The 15,122-nt window shown below is 55.6% G+C and carries 11 protein-coding genes; all 11 read right to left on the reverse strand.

The window, feature by feature from the left end:
- Window positions 1–155: 155 nt before the first annotated feature.
- The 11 genes from tri1 to tssF all read right to left on the reverse strand — a co-directional run bounded on the left by tri1 (window position 156) and on the right by tssF (window position 15,121).
- Window positions 156–1,226, reverse strand: a complete 1,071-nt coding sequence (gene tri1, locus L3069_RS12645; RefSeq protein WP_236901868.1) for an ADP-ribosylarginine hydrolase Tri1 — start codon at window positions 1,224–1,226, stop codon at window positions 156–158.
- Entirely contained in the window at window positions 1,223–2,557 is a 1,335-nt protein-coding gene (locus L3069_RS12650; protein ID WP_038416223.1) for a PAAR domain-containing protein, read from the reverse strand. The genes tri1 and L3069_RS12650 overlap by 4 nt, the downstream gene beginning before the upstream one ends.
- A gap of 2 nt (window positions 2,558–2,559) precedes the next feature.
- The gene (locus L3069_RS12655) at window positions 2,560–3,354 is read right to left on the reverse strand and encodes a DcrB-related protein (RefSeq protein WP_038416224.1); all 795 of its coding nucleotides are present in this window, start codon (window positions 3,352–3,354) and stop codon (window positions 2,560–2,562) included.
- Window positions 3,355–3,365: 11 nt separating this feature from the next.
- Window positions 3,366–5,294 (reverse strand): type VI secretion system Vgr family protein, encoded by a 1,929-nt coding sequence (locus L3069_RS12660; RefSeq protein WP_038416225.1) that lies wholly within the window; start codon window positions 5,292–5,294, stop codon window positions 3,366–3,368.
- A gap of 84 nt (window positions 5,295–5,378) precedes the next feature.
- Window positions 5,379–5,795: a hypothetical protein gene (locus tag L3069_RS12665; RefSeq protein ID WP_227022502.1), complete on the reverse strand. Its 417-nt coding sequence runs from the start codon at window positions 5,793–5,795 to the stop codon at window positions 5,379–5,381.
- A 52-nt stretch (window positions 5,796–5,847) separates the two neighbouring features.
- Entirely contained in the window at window positions 5,848–6,594 is a 747-nt protein-coding gene (locus L3069_RS12670; RefSeq protein WP_032624824.1) for an ankyrin repeat domain-containing protein, read from the reverse strand.
- A gap of 11 nt (window positions 6,595–6,605) precedes the next feature.
- Complete coding sequence (locus tag L3069_RS12675) at window positions 6,606–8,072, reverse strand: hypothetical protein (protein WP_038416227.1); 1,467 nt, start codon at window positions 8,070–8,072, stop codon at window positions 6,606–6,608.
- Window positions 8,073–8,097: 25 nt separating this feature from the next.
- Window positions 8,098–9,531, reverse strand: a complete 1,434-nt coding sequence (locus tag L3069_RS12680; RefSeq protein ID WP_038416228.1) for a serine/threonine-protein kinase — start codon at window positions 9,529–9,531, stop codon at window positions 8,098–8,100.
- A 24-nt stretch (window positions 9,532–9,555) separates the two neighbouring features.
- A complete protein-coding gene (tssH, locus tag L3069_RS12685; protein ID WP_038416229.1) occupies window positions 9,556–12,171 on the reverse strand; it encodes a type VI secretion system ATPase TssH in 2,616 nt (871 codons plus the stop codon).
- A gap of 38 nt (window positions 12,172–12,209) precedes the next feature.
- A complete protein-coding gene (gene tssG, locus L3069_RS12690; RefSeq protein WP_038416230.1) occupies window positions 12,210–13,253 on the reverse strand; it encodes a type VI secretion system baseplate subunit TssG in 1,044 nt (347 codons plus the stop codon).
- The gene (gene tssF, locus L3069_RS12695) at window positions 13,250–15,121 is read right to left on the reverse strand and encodes a type VI secretion system baseplate subunit TssF (RefSeq protein ID WP_023300321.1); all 1,872 of its coding nucleotides are present in this window, start codon (window positions 15,119–15,121) and stop codon (window positions 13,250–13,252) included. The genes tssG and tssF overlap by 4 nt, the downstream gene beginning before the upstream one ends.
- Between the last annotated feature and the right edge of the window lies 1 nt (window position 15,122).

Consider the following 15,122-nt stretch of genomic DNA (forward strand, 5'->3'; position numbering starts at 1 on the left):
TTTTTATCCACAAACCATGGTAACCACATCTTCTCTTCTGAAAGAATCTGTATTTTAAATTGTTTGACACGCAGGGATGTTTTTAGCTAACAAAACATTAGGTACAGACAAAGAAAGAGGCACGGTACAATACCCGTGCCCGATGACTAATATAATTATAAAAAATTATCCTCTGGAGCTCTATCGAACAGTTCACCAGCCATTTTGGCGATACGTTCGTGCTGTACGAGTTTGCTTTTCCACTCCTGCGGAATACCGGAATAACCATATAATGCTCCAGCGATTTGTCCCGCTGTCGCCGCAACGCTGTCAGCATCATCGGCAAGATTGGCGGCCAGCAGAATCGCATCCCGGAAGTTATCAGTATTCCATACGGACCACATCGCGGCCTCAAGCGTATCGATAACATAACCACTTGAACGAATCTGATCGCGAGTTTTTTGCTTATATTCACCCGCATTTATGATCATTACACGCGCGCACAAAGGAAAAACATGATGCGAAAAAGCTTCTTCTTTTTGATAACCGTTAATTAAATAGTGCAATACCAATCCGAGAAATTGGCATGCATTAATTGACTCTACCGCGCCATGAGTTGCGCGACTCTGAGCCTGGGATTCGAAGTAAATCGCACGCAGCGATTTTCGACGAAAGATAGACACCGGAGCTTGACGAATAACCCCAGCATTACCAGCAGTGTGTTTTTCTGTATTACCATACCAGGAAGGCCCGATACGCATATACTGTTCAAGCGCAAATCGCGTCGTATTGCCAATATCGAAACACCGACCATTACTGCTATTATCACCGTTAAGATACCATTTGACGAGATATTTTCTAAGTACATCGGTATGCATTCTGTTTTCTGAAAGATAAGTTTCCGCCAGACATAATGCCATGGACGTATCATCTGTCCATTCGCCAGGTTTTAATTGGAAAGGTCCGCCACCAATCATATCCGCTACATGTTCACTGTCTCTTTTCTTAAACTCGAGAGTAGTGCCGACTGCGTCCCCAACAGCCAAACCGACCAGCGCCCCAAGTGCTTTATCACGTGAAATATCTTCAGTCGTAATTAAAGGTAATGTTTCATCCCAGGCTTGTGAAGAAGTTAAACCATCAATACCGTTGTTTTTTATTGCCTTACGGACATTAATTGGCATGTATGAACGATAGCGATCGGCATAATGATTTATTTCAGAGTCTTCAGTATGAAGGTCGATCATGGTATTTCCCTTAATTCTATATTTGTTATCCCAAGCTCATCTGACCTGCTGATAACCTCAAACGATGTATTAGGCTTAAATAGCACTTCAGTCTCTGTTGCATTGAATTCTGAAAGGAAGTCAATTTTCCGACCGGAAAAACCTTCAATACGCATTTGGATAGGACCGCTGAAGCCTTGATTAACATCAGTACTAACAAAGGCTGGATCGATAACTGTTTTGCCCGGAGTATATCCTTCCAATATGTGTGAAGGTAAGCTGTTCATCCCGCGGTATGTCTCTCCACTAAAAGCAGGAAGCTGGTCCAAGCCATCATTTATATGTTGAGTAAATGCTTCCATTTCTTTAGTCATTGGTTTCATACCTCGTAATGCTGGGTTTACCATTTTGTAGCCAGGATCGGTAGTATAACCATACAATGCGCCTACTTGCTCATCACTGAGTAAAGCAGACAAAGCAGGATCACGATTCTCCGCTAATTCTCTACCACGAGTGATCCATTTTTCGGCTCGTTGTTTCCCTACGGCTTCGCTTAAGCTCATCCTTGGCGAAGCAGGGGCTGTAACGGGTTCCGCACTAACGCGCGACATTGATTTACCAGCCCGCCACGCATCAAACCTTGCACCACCCTTCATGCCAGCCCCGCCGCCGATAACAGAGCCGATCAGCATCCCCCATTTCTGCCCGTCGCTGCCTTCGCCAAACAGCATTCCACCCGCGTAGCTACCAACAGTGCCACCGCCCATCGCACCGAGGGTACTCAGAAGTGCGATTGCCGGACTGGCCAGCACCGCCATCGCTCCGGCACCAACGGCGAGCATCGTCCAGTTTACCCATTCAGGGATTTCAGGGCTTATTTCATCGGTCTGAACTTTGCTTCCACCAATAATAACATTACGCGATCCCTGACTAATCTCAGCGCTACACGTCAATTTATCGCCAATGCGGGAGGCGGGAAAGTTGTTGATGTAAACCTTTATCGACCCTTCCGCAACCCGTTGCAAGCTACCGCTGTGCTCGTCACACTCTCCGGCTGACAGATGAGCGCGGATAGCCTTTCGGCTGTTGATAAAAACATTGGGTGAACCTTCTTTCAGCGTACCTGTCGTGTGGCGTGGAGCCCATGACATACTGCCGAGGAGTTCTCCTAACCCACCCGCAGCACATGCACCAGCCGCAACGGCAGAAACAGCAACCAGCGCGGTCCCTCCAGTGACGACAACGGCAGCAGCGCCCAGAATGGCCCCACCAACCAATCCTGCAATCATCCAGCCTTTTGAGGCTGTATGAGCAATCTCATCATCTTCGCGAGCGGCCAGACATTCGGACATAATTATTCGGCACGCTGTGCCATCAGATATCCACGTATCCGATCGGGTGTACTAAGTTGGTCAGAGCCAGCGACCTGACGGCAAACGGAAAGCTGTGAAAGCAAGTGATGTGACTCGTCTGCGAAAGTCGTCCACAGCGCGTAACGAAGGGGTTGGCTGCCCGGAACGGGGGCAATACTGAGCGGTTTACCCTGTTTATCAAAAAGCAGATATTGCCCCTCTTTCGCCCGCTGAAGCGAAAGATGTCCATAAAGTTCCTGAATTTTTTCAAAAACACTAAGTACCTTACTCTCAACATCAAGCGCAAAAAATGGCCCCAGGCTGTCGGCAGCGAGCATGTCTTTAGTTTCGGTCAGAGCTGGTTTGTGGAATTTAATACTGCGAATAATTTCCCAGTATTGATTATGATAATAATCGCTGAATTCGCCAGGACATGTGCCAATATAACACACCAGCTTTTGTCCGCCAGGATGGTCACCGAGCAAAATCACCGTCTGCTTCTGAAAGATGGCTGAGTTATCATTTTTAAATTGATAAAAAAGCTCTACCGCCGGGTGACCATCAACAGAAGTCATCTGAGAGGATTCAAGACGAAAATCGGGCACCGTGATTTCCAGCTCTCGTACCAGGCGAGTTGCCGCATCATGAACTTTATCTTCATGTTTTGCACTCGCACGAGAAACAACAAAAGTAAACTCACTTGCTCCATTATCACTCAGGGTAAATAAATTCATTGTTCTGTCTTTAAATACATCGGGTAAGGCGAGAGTTGCTTCCTGAAGAATATATTCGGCCATTCTGATCACTCTTACTTATTGGCATTAATTACAAAAAAACCATCTACTTCCTGCTGGATTTCGCCCTGAAGAGATGCACCAGGCGGATCGATGACGTTTCGTCCATCATCAGGATTCAAATGTAATTCGCCGGAGAGTGTATTAATTTGTGCAGTCTGTTTTGCAGTAAAGTTAAAGTTATTACCAATGATATGAACGCTACCGTCTTTGGATAGCTCGAGGGCACTCTCACCACATTCCAGTCTCAGCGTATTCCCTGCGGAAAGTATAAAGTTGTTAACGACTTTATCGGTTCGACTCTTACCCGTCAGGCATATCACATCGCCTTTAATCCCTGATTTCTGGTTTTTCGCTACCCGTAACGTTTCATCTTCACCAACAAACTGGGTACGATTTTTTTCAGTAGAATGAGACTCGTCGTTTTTGACGTTAATATCCAGATTGCGCTCAGCCTGGATCCACACCTGCTCTGCGCCCGCCTTGTCCTCAAAGCGCAGGGCGTTGGCGTTGTCCACTGAACCGTCTTTCGTGCGGCTCATAAAGCCCATCTGCGTTGCCGCAGCCGGCAGCGCCCACGGCGGCATGCTGGCTTCGTTATACACGCGGCCGGTGATAATCGGTCGGTCCGGGTCGCCGTTGATAAAGTCCACCACCACCTCGTCGCCGACGCGCGGGATCTGCACCCCGCCGTAACCCTGGCCCGCCCATGCGCTGGAGACACGCACCCAGCAGGAGCTGGTGTCATCGCCCTTCGCCAGACGGTCCCAGTGGAACTTCACCTTCACGCGGCCATATTTGTCCGTCCAGATACTCTCCCCCTGCGGCCCCACGACTTTCGCCGTCTGCGGGCCGTAGGTCCGCGGCCACGCCGTGCTCTGCGCCGGACGGTACGACACCGACGCCGGGATAACGGTGAAATCGGTGCGGTGAATGGTTTCACCTTCGCCGCTGGCGTAGCGGTTCTCCTCGAAGTGATACCCCGCCGCCGTCACCAGATACTCGCCGTTATCGCTGAAGAATGGCGCGTTGGTCAGGGTAAAGATGTGGCCCGGCGCAATGCCCGCCGCCGTGGCCGTCGCCTGAATCTGCTGATGCTCCACCTGCCAGCGCTCCTGACGGATACGGGCGTAGAACTCCGCATGGCCTGTCTCCACAAAGCGCCCCGGCCAGTCGTACACGTCGATGCTTCCCGGTTTCGGTGACGCCGGGTTCTGCTGCGCCTGGAACAGCCACGCGTTCGGCTTGCGGAAGTCGTAGTCGTCGAGGCTGTAAATCCCCGGCGTCACGCTGTCCTCCAGCGCCCACTGGCTGATGCCCTCTTCATCCGTACTGCCGCCGGACGGCGTCTGATGGTAAGGAATGACCTCATAGCCGCTGAACGGCTGATGCTGCGTCGCGGCGTCCGTCAGTACCAGGGTGTGCTTGTCCGCCTCGTGGCTGAAGTGATACGCAATCCCCTCCAGCTCCATCAGGCGGCTGATGAAGTCCAGGCTCGACTCCTGATACTGCACGCAATAGTCCCACACCCGGTAGCTGCCGGTGAGTTTGTCTTCGAGGTTAACCTGATGCTCACCCAGCAGGGTTTTCACTATCTGTGGTACCGTCTGGCCCTGGAAAATCCGCAGGTTACGGTCGCGCTTCATCGGCCACAGGTCCGGCTCTACAGTCAGCTGGTAGACCGCATAGCGGGTGCCCGTCAGCTCCACGGCACTCACCGCCACGCGCGTCACCTTACCGTTGATATAGCGGGGAGTAAGCAGGCTCTGCGTGGGGATGGTCACCGTGACCGGCTGGCCCAGCAGCCTGCTGCGGTCAATGCGCGCATCCGTGCCGAGCAGGGTCAGCGTCAGCGCGTACGACTCGGACATCGCCTCGCGGCCGGAGAGTTTCCAGAAAAGCAGCCCCTCAACCGGGAGCTGAACGGTAATTCGGTTGAGCATAATCTTTATTCCGTAATGGTTTATGCTGAGAATATTTTTAACGCAAGGTTTTTTTAAACGTGAATGTTCTGGTTATTGGCCGTCTTACTCTTTAACTGGGGGCCTTTCCCCTTCATATTTATAAATCCACAGGGAATAGATTTTCAGAAACTCTGACAAAAAGAACAAAAAGCCATTTAGCCAGACATTCATCACGCCCGTGAAACTTAACACCAGGGGAAAAAGGGAAACTGAGTAGCGAAATCCAACCAGACGCAGTATTTCCTGGTAGAGCGCCAGTCTTCTCGCGTATAAATTCCGGGCGAAGAAGCACCATGCTGAGGCAATAAAAGAGAGCAACAACAAGAAATCGAGAATAAAGAAAAGAATAACCAGAGCGCTATACCCACCAGCAGACAGCGTGTTCACAACCGTACTGAAGGCGTGTATATCGGAAATAAAAGGGATCCTGTCATGTCGCACGGACTGGGCACAATAGAGCACAATGGCCAGGGCATCCATGCATCCCCAGAAAACGAAAACCTTATCTCTGGCGTTCATGACAGTTGAGCAATCACTTAACCGGCGCGGGTGGCCATTCGCCCCCCTTCTGGATGAGCTTCTCTTTTATTTCGTTTAATTTCTCGTATTGCTCACTGCCTCGGTCAAGTCCATTCAGCGCGTCCGCGAGCGCATTGCTCATCGACCAGCCATTTTTGGCCTTAATTGACGGATCCGCTCCCCGATCGAGCAGCAACAAGACATGATCGTAAGCCTGGTTATCCAGCGCATCAAACACCAGCGTTTTACCCAGTGAGTTGGTTGAGTTGACGTCAGCACCGCGATCGAGCATGGCTTCCAGCGTCTCTGTATTTTTCGCTTTAAGCGACTGGAAGACGATCGGTTCGTGGAAAACCTTATCTTTCACGTTGGGTGAGAGGCCACCGTCCAACATCGCGTCGATCCAGTCCGCACTGTCTCCCTTTAGGGCAAATTCAGCAGGACTGCTTTTTCCCTGCGGTCGAGGCTGGAGCGGATCTGCGCCATCCTTAACTAGCAACGTAATCACCTTTAAATGGCTCGACGTTTTTTTATCATTAATTGCGTTGCCAAGGGCCCAGAAAAGCAGGGTCATATCCTGCTTTCCTGGTTGATTAAGGTCGCTGTCTGGCGCAAGCGTCTTCACCGCATCGACGTCGCCTTCCTCAATCGCTTTCGCCAGTTCAAGCTGCTGGCCGCTGAAGTAGTCCTGTGGATTAAGGTCCATATCCTGCTTACACCCCTGAATCATGAATAAAAAACATAACGCGACAAAAGCCATCAACCCTTTTTTCACAATCGACTCCCGATTATCGAAATATCCTCATCCTTCTGTTGCTCTATGCAATCAATCGCTTGATTAATTCCGTGGCGGTCCAGCGCGCTTCCGGTTCCACCGGGAAGATCATGGGGTATTCCGGCAGCATTAGGGCTCAGCGCAGAGATTTCCTCTTTGAGGATCCACGAAGGGACATGCCCTTTCATCGTTTTCAGATCTTCCCAGGGGTTAACTTCCTGAATCTTCGTCAGCAGTTCACCTTCAACCCGATACGCCTGGATATTATCCGTACTGCCTAATATCTTACCGCCGTATTTTTCTACGGTTCCGGCATTGAGGCCGGCGGCGTTAAACGTCCACCCCGCTTTCCCGCTGCCCATAGAGGTTGCAGAGGCGAGACCACCGCCAAGGGAATGACCGGCAATATCAATATTCTGCCCTGACCTTGCCAGCTCCTTACCGATACTCACGGCCTTTTTATAATAATCTGAAGCCATACCCATGCCCTGTGAGAAGTTATTCGACCAGTCAGCCCCGTTTACCACCGGCGCCAGTTCCCCTTTGGTCAGTAGAGAGGAGACATTCTCAGACAGAGAGGCGAAACCAGGCTCGCGCGATCCCCTGAATACCAGCGTGGGGTTCATATCTGCACCAAACACTTCCGGCTTCGGTTGATAGACGCGCGCCAGAAAATTGGGGGACGTATCATCGTCAAAGAGCATGGATTTGTTCAGCCCGAACTTTCCTAACAGCGCATCGTCATTACTGATATCTGTCCATCCCTCCGGCACGCCCGGTGTGGTTTCCAGCGGGTTCACGGTCTTATAAATATTTTCCGCAAGCTTCGCTTTTTCCACCGCGATATTATTCGCTGCCAGACGTTTCGCGGCGATCTGGGCATCCGGATAAAGGCTATTGCTCCCCTTCGCAATCAGATCCTTACGCGCCTGCCAGCGTTCTGCTTTGGTCATCTTCTGAAGCTGCCCGGCATAGGTTTTACCGTCCTTGCCGGGAGTAGGTTCATCCGGCACCTGTGCCGTTTTAGATTTCACTACCTGTTTTGGCAGTACCGTTGGCGCAGGGCGAGATCCGTACGTTCTCACCATGGTTTCGTAGCGGTCAACAATCGTACTCACCGGATACCAGCCCAGGCCGACCAGCGAGGCAGCCTGGAGTTGCCCTTTGGCGTTGATATAAAAAATTTCCGTTACTGATGACCAGTCACGAAAACTTTCGTCAATGGCAACCACTCTGCCCATCTCTAAATCCTGCGCGATCAGCGTGCGGGTATTGCGCCCGGACTGATAAGGATTCGCACCGGTGATCGTGCGCAGCAGATCGTAGCGCGTGAAGAGCGAGCGCAGCGAATGGTCGGGAACCGACATAATCCACTGTCCGGCAACGGACGGGCGGATTATTTTCGCAAACAGCGCTGGCGAGACGTTCTCGTGGAACAGATAGACAAACTTGATGTTATACATTCGCTCCGTCCTGTTACCCGCAGGCTTACGGATTCACCAGCCAGGTGCCTGGCTTCGCAATATCCAGCGTCTGGGTACGCGTTCTTCCATTGCCTTCCAGTTCAATGCGGGTCTCGCCCGCAGGCAGTTTCAGCGATGCGTAACCGTTATTCCCCGGACGCAGCGCTTTCGGCTCGCCGTTCACCTTCAGCGTCTCGCCATCAAGCATGCGGATATAGACCAGCGCGACCGGGCTGGCGTCGACAGGCGACGCACTCTGCTGCGCCGTAGCAGGTGGCGCTACCGGCTCGCTCACGTCGGCCGTTGCTGGTCTGGTTTCCGCTGCGGCGGAGGTTTCAGCCGGAGGGCTCACGGCAGGGGTTTGCGCCGTCTGCGCTGGCGTTTCGTGGCTGCCGCCGCCGAACAGCATCGCACCGGCAACCACCCCAACCAGCACGCCCGCGGCCACCAGCCCCGGAAGCTTGTAACGTCGCCAGTCCAGCGCGGAAGCAGATGTCTCCTCTTCCACCGGCACCAGCATTGTGCCGGTCTTCTTCGCGGTCAGCACCTCGTCGATACCGGCGACGGGCATCTCGATCAGCGCCGCAAACTCTTCGATGGATTGCGGACGGTCTTCCATATGCAGCGCCAGCGCCTTGTCGATGGCCTGAAGCAGCGGAATGGAATACCCCTGCGGCATCAGTTCCACCAGTGGTTTGCAGGTGTCCTGAATCGAACGCACCACGCTGACCGGCGGCGGAGAGCCGACGATGAGGGTGCGCAATACGGCGCCGAGCGCGTAGATATCCGTCCACGGCCCCTGCTCGCTTTCATTGTCGTCGGTATACTGCTCGATAGGCGCAAAACCCGGACGCAGCATGGTTTCCGTCTCATCCGAGAGATTACCGATGGTGCGGCGCGCCGATCCGAAATCGAGCAGCACCGGCAGGCCGTTATCCTGAATCTGAATGTTATCCAGCGAGATGTCGCGGTGCAGGTAGCCCTCATCGTGGATCGTTTTGATGGCGCCGAAGAGCATTGGCAGCATGCGGCGGATCCACGCCTCGTTAATCAGCTCCGGTTTCTCTTCGCGCAGACGCGATAGCGTGGTGCCGCTGTAAAACAGCGTCCCCATATAGGCCGTGTCGTTTTGCACCCAGAAGCGCAGCACGTGCAGCAGGTTCGGGTGGTTAAAGCGCGCCAGCAGGCGGGCTTCCTGAATGAAGCTGTTCAGACCGGCAGAAAACGCTTTGCCGAAGCGCTCGCTGCGCAGCACCAGCGTCATATCCTCGCCGCGCACGGCGAGGGAGGAAGGCATAAACTCTTTGATAGCGATAGTGCGTTCGAGCTGGTGATCCCAGGCGCGATAGACGATGCCGAATCCGCCGCCGCCAATCACCTCTTTTATCTCAAACTCATTGAAACGGTACCCGACCGGGAGCGCGTTTGGGACAGTCCGATTGTTATCATTATCCGTCATCTTTTACAGTTCTCTTGATGATTATTACGCGGCAAACTGACAGTGGAACTCGCCCTGCTCGCAGGTGACATGCAGACGTCGGTACTGCTCGTCGCTGCGGCTGGCGGTAAGTAAAATCTGGCTCATCTGAGGCAGCAACGTATTGGTCAGAATCGCATCCACCATACGCCCGCCCGACTCAACCTCGGTACAGCGCTGAACAATCTGTTCGACCACGCTGTCGTCAAATTCAGAAATAATATTGTGATTCTCTTCCAGACGACGCTGAATGCGCCTGAGCTGAAGACGCACAATCTGCCCCAGCATCTCGTCGCTCAGAGGGTAATACGGCACCACCAGCAGGCGGCCCAGCAGCGCAGGCGGGAACACCTCCAGCAGCGGCTGGCGCAGGGCGCCGCTTAACGCGTCAGGATCCGGCATCAGTTCCGGGTCGGCGCACATGGCTGCGATCAGCTCGGTGCCGACGTTAGAGGTCAGAATAATAATGGTGTTACGGAAATCAATGTGACGCCCTTCGCCGTCCTCCATCCAGCCCTTGTCGAAGACCTGGAAGAAGATCTCGTGCACGTCCGGGTGCGCTTTTTCAATTTCGTCCAGCAGCACCACGCTGTAGGGACGGCGGCGCACGGCCTCGGTTAAGACGCCGCCTTCACCATAGCCCACATAGCCCGGAGGCGCACCTTTTAACGTCGAAACGGTGTGCGCTTCCTGGAATTCACTCATGTTGATGGTAATGACGTTCTGCTCGCCGCCGTAAAGCGACTCCGCCAGCGCCAGCGCGGTTTCGGTTTTGCCCACGCCGGACGGCCCGCAGAGCATAAATACGCCGACCGGTTTGTTCGGATCGTCAAGCTTCGCCCGCGAGGTTTTTACCCGACGGGCAATCAGATCCAGACCGTGACGCTGACCAATAACCCGCTGGTTCAGCGTATCAGCCAGGTTCAGCACCGCGTCGATCTCATTTTTCACCATCCGGCCCAGCGGGATCCCGGTCCAGTCCGAAACCACCGCAGCCACCACGTTTTCATCGACCGCGGCAAACAGCAGCGGTTCGTCACCCTGTAAGGTCTTCAGCGCCTGCTGCTGTTCTGCCAGCTGGCCGCGCAGTTCAGCCGTATCCTCATCACTCGCCGCAAACAGTGCGGCACGCAGACGGATAATTTCCTGCACCCGCGTGCGCTCTTCTTCCCAGCGACTAGCCAGGGCCTCGCGTTGGGTTTCGAACGCGTCACGTTCGGCGCTTAATGTCGCCACGCGCGCCGGATCGCCCGCCCCCACGCGCGCTTCACGTTCGGCAATCTCCAGCTCCACGTCCAGGGCCGCCAGATGACGCAGGCAGTCTTCCAGCTGGGCAGGCGGCGCGCTCTGGCTGACGGCCACGCGCGCGCAGGCGGTATCCAGCAGCGCCACCGCTTTATCCGGCAGCTGACGCGCAGGAATATAGCGATGCGACAGTTTCACCGCCGCGCTGACCGCTTCGTCGAGGAGTAAAACCTGATGATGAGTTTCCAGCGGCGACACGGTGCTGCGCAGCATCAATACAGCTTTCGCTTCATCCGGCTCGTGAACCTGTACGGTCTGGAAACGGCGGGTCAGCGCCGGATCTTTCTCAATGTATTTTTTGTATTCCGCCCAGGTGGTCGCGCCGATGGTGCGCAGTTGCCCACGCGCCAGGGCAGGCTTGAGCAGGTTAGCGGCATCACCGGTACCCTGCTGGCCGCCAGCGCCAATCAGGGTGTGGATCTCATCGATAAACAGAATAATCGGCGTGGCGCTGGACTGCACCTCGTTAATCAGCGCCTGGAGGCGCGCCTCAAATTCCCCTTTCATGCCCGCTCCGGCCTGAAGCATGCCGATATCCAGCAGCCACAGCTGAACGTTTTGCAGCGGCTCAGGCACGTCGCCGTCAGCGATACGCAGCGCCAGCCCTTCCACCACTGCCGTTTTCCCGACGCCAGCTTCCCCGGTCAGCAGGGGGTTGTTCTGGCGACGACGCATCAGAATATCGACCATCTGGCGGATCTCTTCATCGCGCCCCACCACCGGGTCAATTTTCCCATCCCGGGCGCGCGCCGTCAGATCCTGACCATACTGCGCCAGCGTGCCCTGCGCAGCCGGTACTGCCCCGGCAGCTGCGTCCGCAGCGGCGGCGGCCTGCTGGCTCTCTTTGCTGCTGGCGCAAATAGCGTCGAACTGCTCGATCAGCACCTCGACGTTAAGACGGGTGAACTGCGCCGAAATACTTTTCAGCACGTTAGCCAGATTCCACGTTTTCAGTATGCCGATCAACAAATGGCCGCCGCGGATGCGGCTGACGCCAAACTTCAGCGAGCCGTAGACCCAGGCGCGCTCGACGGCGCTGTCGATATGCTCGGAAAGATCAGAGACGGAACTCGCGCCACGCGGCAGGGCATCCAGAGCCGCCACGATATCGCGCGTCAGCTGCTGTTCATCAAGGGCGAAGTGACGGATGACCTGTTGCAGATCGCCATCCTGCTGCTGCATCAGCTGATGCAGCCAGTGCACCAGCTCAACGTACGGGTTGCCGCGCAGCTTACAGAAGGCAGTCGCGCTTTCCAGAGAGGTAAATAACAGCGTATCCAGTTTGCCGAAAAGCACGGCACGGCTAATTTCTGACATGTTAGTTTCCATTAACAATGATTCGGTATACGGAAGGATTATCGCTCTGCGCGATACACCAGATCGCCACGCGGAACAGGCTGAGGCTGAAGGCCCAGCCAGGTGTTGTACCCTAATCGCCCGGCGCTGCCGAGCGTGGTGCCCTGCACCGCATCGGCGCGCAGGATCACCCGTGTTTCCCATTCAAATTCCACCCCGGCGTACTGTCGCACCCAGTCGCGCAGCTCGGTGACCCACCCTTCGCCCGGCAGAAAACGGTTGTATTCGTCAGCGCTCAACGGGCCAATCTCAAGACGAAATTTATGCTGCACGTCGCGTACCGCAATGCCAAGAAAAGCGGACTCCCCCATGCGCGGCAGGCGACGCCCCTCACCCAGCTGTGCCTGCTCCCGCGTTGAGAGCGGCATCCACTGCGGTACATTGGCCACCAACCTGACCGGAATGTTGAAATAGTTGCGCAGGATCTTCTCCAGCCCTTCCGGGTCCCGCCCGTGGCGGGTCAGGTGCCCGGCGTGAGTAAAGCGGGCATGCGGGCTCAGGCTGCCTTTCGACATCTGGCCGGGCTGACCCATGCCAATCAGCGATGCAAGATACCCTTCGAAGCGCCTGTTGTCGTCGCGATCCAGTGAAACGGCAGGCTGCGCGTCCGCCCAGGCGCGGTAAAACAGCAGCGTCAGGCGGTGGTGAAAGAGGTCGGCAAACGCGCTGAGGCTGTGATCCTGATGATGATGAATACGCTCGCGGGCATACTCGGTCATGTGTACCGGCAGCGGGCCGTTAGGACCAAACAGGCCGAAGCTCAGAATGGAAACCTCATGCAGTCCGTTCTCTTCCCGCTGCCGGACCTCGGCAACCGTTGACGGCGCAAACCCCATTGAAGGCTGCTGACCAATACGCAGCGGCTCAAATTTAGGCAGCGGCGCGCGCCCCAGCGGGTAACGTTCACCGCCCTGGGCATCAATACGTCTTAACAGCTGAAACAGATCGTAGCGCCACGGCGTCTCGCGCACTCCGCGCCAGTACGCATCGGGCAGCGGCGTCAGGCGATGCACGCGCAGCGTTGCAGGGGCAACTTCACTCATACCAGCGCCCTTTTACCCATGCGCGGCGCCCAGTAGCCGATTTCGCCGCGCTGCTGGCTCTTGAGCGTGAACTCCGTAAAGCTGTTGATGGAGACCAGGCGGGCAAAAAGGCGTTCCAGCACGCTGCCGAAAAGCCACGGGCTGGCACCGGAAAAGGCGCGTTCGTCCACCGTCAGGGTGATGCCGATCCCGCGGGCGAACACCACCGGGCCGGGTTCCGGCACGCGGCGGTGCACCGGCTCCAGCACGCAGTGACGAACGCCATCCACCTGACGGGCAACCGGCGTCTCGGCGAGGTTAGCGTACAGCCCTAACAGCTGACGCAGCGCGGCAGCGCCCTCTTCGTTTTCGCTGTCCATCAGGCTGAGGTAGTTCATTTGCAGCTGGCTGATGAGCCGCCAGGTACTGAACCCTTCCGCCAGCGCCGGACGCGGCGGCGTCGGGCCTTTACGCAGGGTTAACGCCTTCACCGGCATGGAGTCGGCCATAATAAACTGCCCAAGCTCCTGCTGGAGCATCAGCGGCAGGTCGCGGCTGGTACACAGCACCTCGGCGGAAATGTAGCGCAAATTCTCCTGCCACGGCGCGTGCTGCGCATCCACCAGCGAGACGAAGACCTCCGAGCCGATATAGCCCGTGCGGGTGCCGTAGCGCAGCGCGTGTTCAGAGAGGACGCGCTGTTCACGGCGCAGGGAAAAATAGGCGCCGTAGTTGCCCGCGTCTCCGCTCCAGGTACTCCAGAACGGACGAAACGTCTGGTCGTCCCGCTGACCATCCGCACTGGCATAGATTTTTTTCACAGCATAAATTTCATAATCCAGCGGGCGGATGTTATCCACCACCAGATGGTATTCATGCTGGCTTTCGCTCAGCTTCTGCCGGGCCGCCACTTTCGGGAACAGGTTGATCACCGGGGTACAGTGCAGCGCCATGTGGCTGGCATCCACCACGCGCTCCAGCTGATCGTCGCTCTTGTCGAGCAGAATGAAGATATCAAACGCTTTTTCGTCTTCGCAGCGCTGGATCAGCTTGCCCAGCCCGCTCAGGCTGATGAAGCGAAAACGCGCCGGGAACGCAAAGTACTCCTGCAACAGGCGATAGCCGTCGAAGTTACGCAGATCGTCCGGGAGCAGCGCTTGATCCGCATCAAAGCCTTCCTGGCGCAGGGCGTCAGACGACAGCAGCTGGCGCTGGGGCTGCTTGCTGACCGTCTGGCAGACAATACCCGCGTGGTGCTCCATCACCAGCTCCAGCAGCTTCAGCGCCTCGATGTCCGGGCCGCTTAAGAAGAACTCCAGGCGGTCAAAATCCAGATGCCCAAGATGCTGCGGGCCATCGCAGGCAATGCGGATCCGTAAGGCGCTGCTGATCCCCCGCTGACTCAGGCCGAGCTGGGCCAGCGGCAGATCGGCGGGAACGCCGCCCAGCTCGATCCGCTCAATTTTTAACGGCAGCAGGTTGACCTCGTGCGCCGTGGTATAGCTGCACGTAACGCCGGTTTTTTTCAGCGCCAGGCTGTCCATCATGGTGCCGCGCGGCACAATAAAGCCTTTGCTCAGGTCGCCGCGGCTGCTGTCGGGCTGAATCTCAGCGATCGCCATCGACGGCGTAGGCGCCAGGTAATTTGGCGCAATCATCTCCAGCATACGCTGTGAAAAGCGTGGAAATTCGGCGTCCATTTTCATCTGCACGCGGGAGGTCAGGAAGGCGAAACCTTCCATCAGGCGCTCTATGTACGGATCCGCCACTTCGATGCCGCGCATGCCGAGCCGCCCCGCCACTTTTGGGTAGCGTTCGGCGAACTCCGCGCCCATCTCGCGCAGATAGGCCAGTTCACGGTTGTAATATTCGAGCAGTTTGCTTTCCATA

The sequence above is a fragment of the Enterobacter cloacae complex sp. ECL411 genome, from assembly GCF_021869665.1.
Taxonomy (GTDB): domain Bacteria; phylum Pseudomonadota; class Gammaproteobacteria; order Enterobacterales; family Enterobacteriaceae; genus Enterobacter; species Enterobacter intestinihominis.

Coding starts and splice junctions, on each gene's coding strand:
- tssG (WP_038416230.1), bottom strand. CDS start 13,253: ATGAGTGAAGTTGCCCCTGCAACGCTGCGCGTGCATCGCCTGACGCCG.
- L3069_RS12660 (WP_038416225.1), bottom strand. CDS start 5,294: ATGCTCAACCGAATTACCGTTCAGCTCCCGGTTGAGGGGCTGCTTTTC.
- tssH (WP_038416229.1), bottom strand. CDS start 12,171: ATGTCAGAAATTAGCCGTGCCGTGCTTTTCGGCAAACTGGATACGCTG.
- L3069_RS12680 (WP_038416228.1), bottom strand. CDS start 9,531: ATGACGGATAATGATAACAATCGGACTGTCCCAAACGCGCTCCCGGTC.
- L3069_RS12670 (WP_032624824.1), bottom strand. CDS start 6,594: ATGGCTTTTGTCGCGTTATGTTTTTTATTCATGATTCAGGGGTGTAAG.
- L3069_RS12665 (WP_227022502.1), bottom strand. CDS start 5,795: ATGGATGCCCTGGCCATTGTGCTCTATTGTGCCCAGTCCGTGCGACAT.
- L3069_RS12655 (WP_038416224.1), bottom strand. CDS start 3,354: ATGGCCGAATATATTCTTCAGGAAGCAACTCTCGCCTTACCCGATGTA.
- tssF (WP_023300321.1), bottom strand. CDS start 15,121: ATGGAAAGCAAACTGCTCGAATATTACAACCGTGAACTGGCCTATCTG.
- L3069_RS12675 (WP_038416227.1), bottom strand. CDS start 8,072: ATGTATAACATCAAGTTTGTCTATCTGTTCCACGAGAACGTCTCGCCA.
- L3069_RS12650 (WP_038416223.1), bottom strand. CDS start 2,557: ATGTCCGAATGTCTGGCCGCTCGCGAAGATGATGAGATTGCTCATACA.
- tri1 (WP_236901868.1), bottom strand. CDS start 1,226: ATGATCGACCTTCATACTGAAGACTCTGAAATAAATCATTATGCCGAT.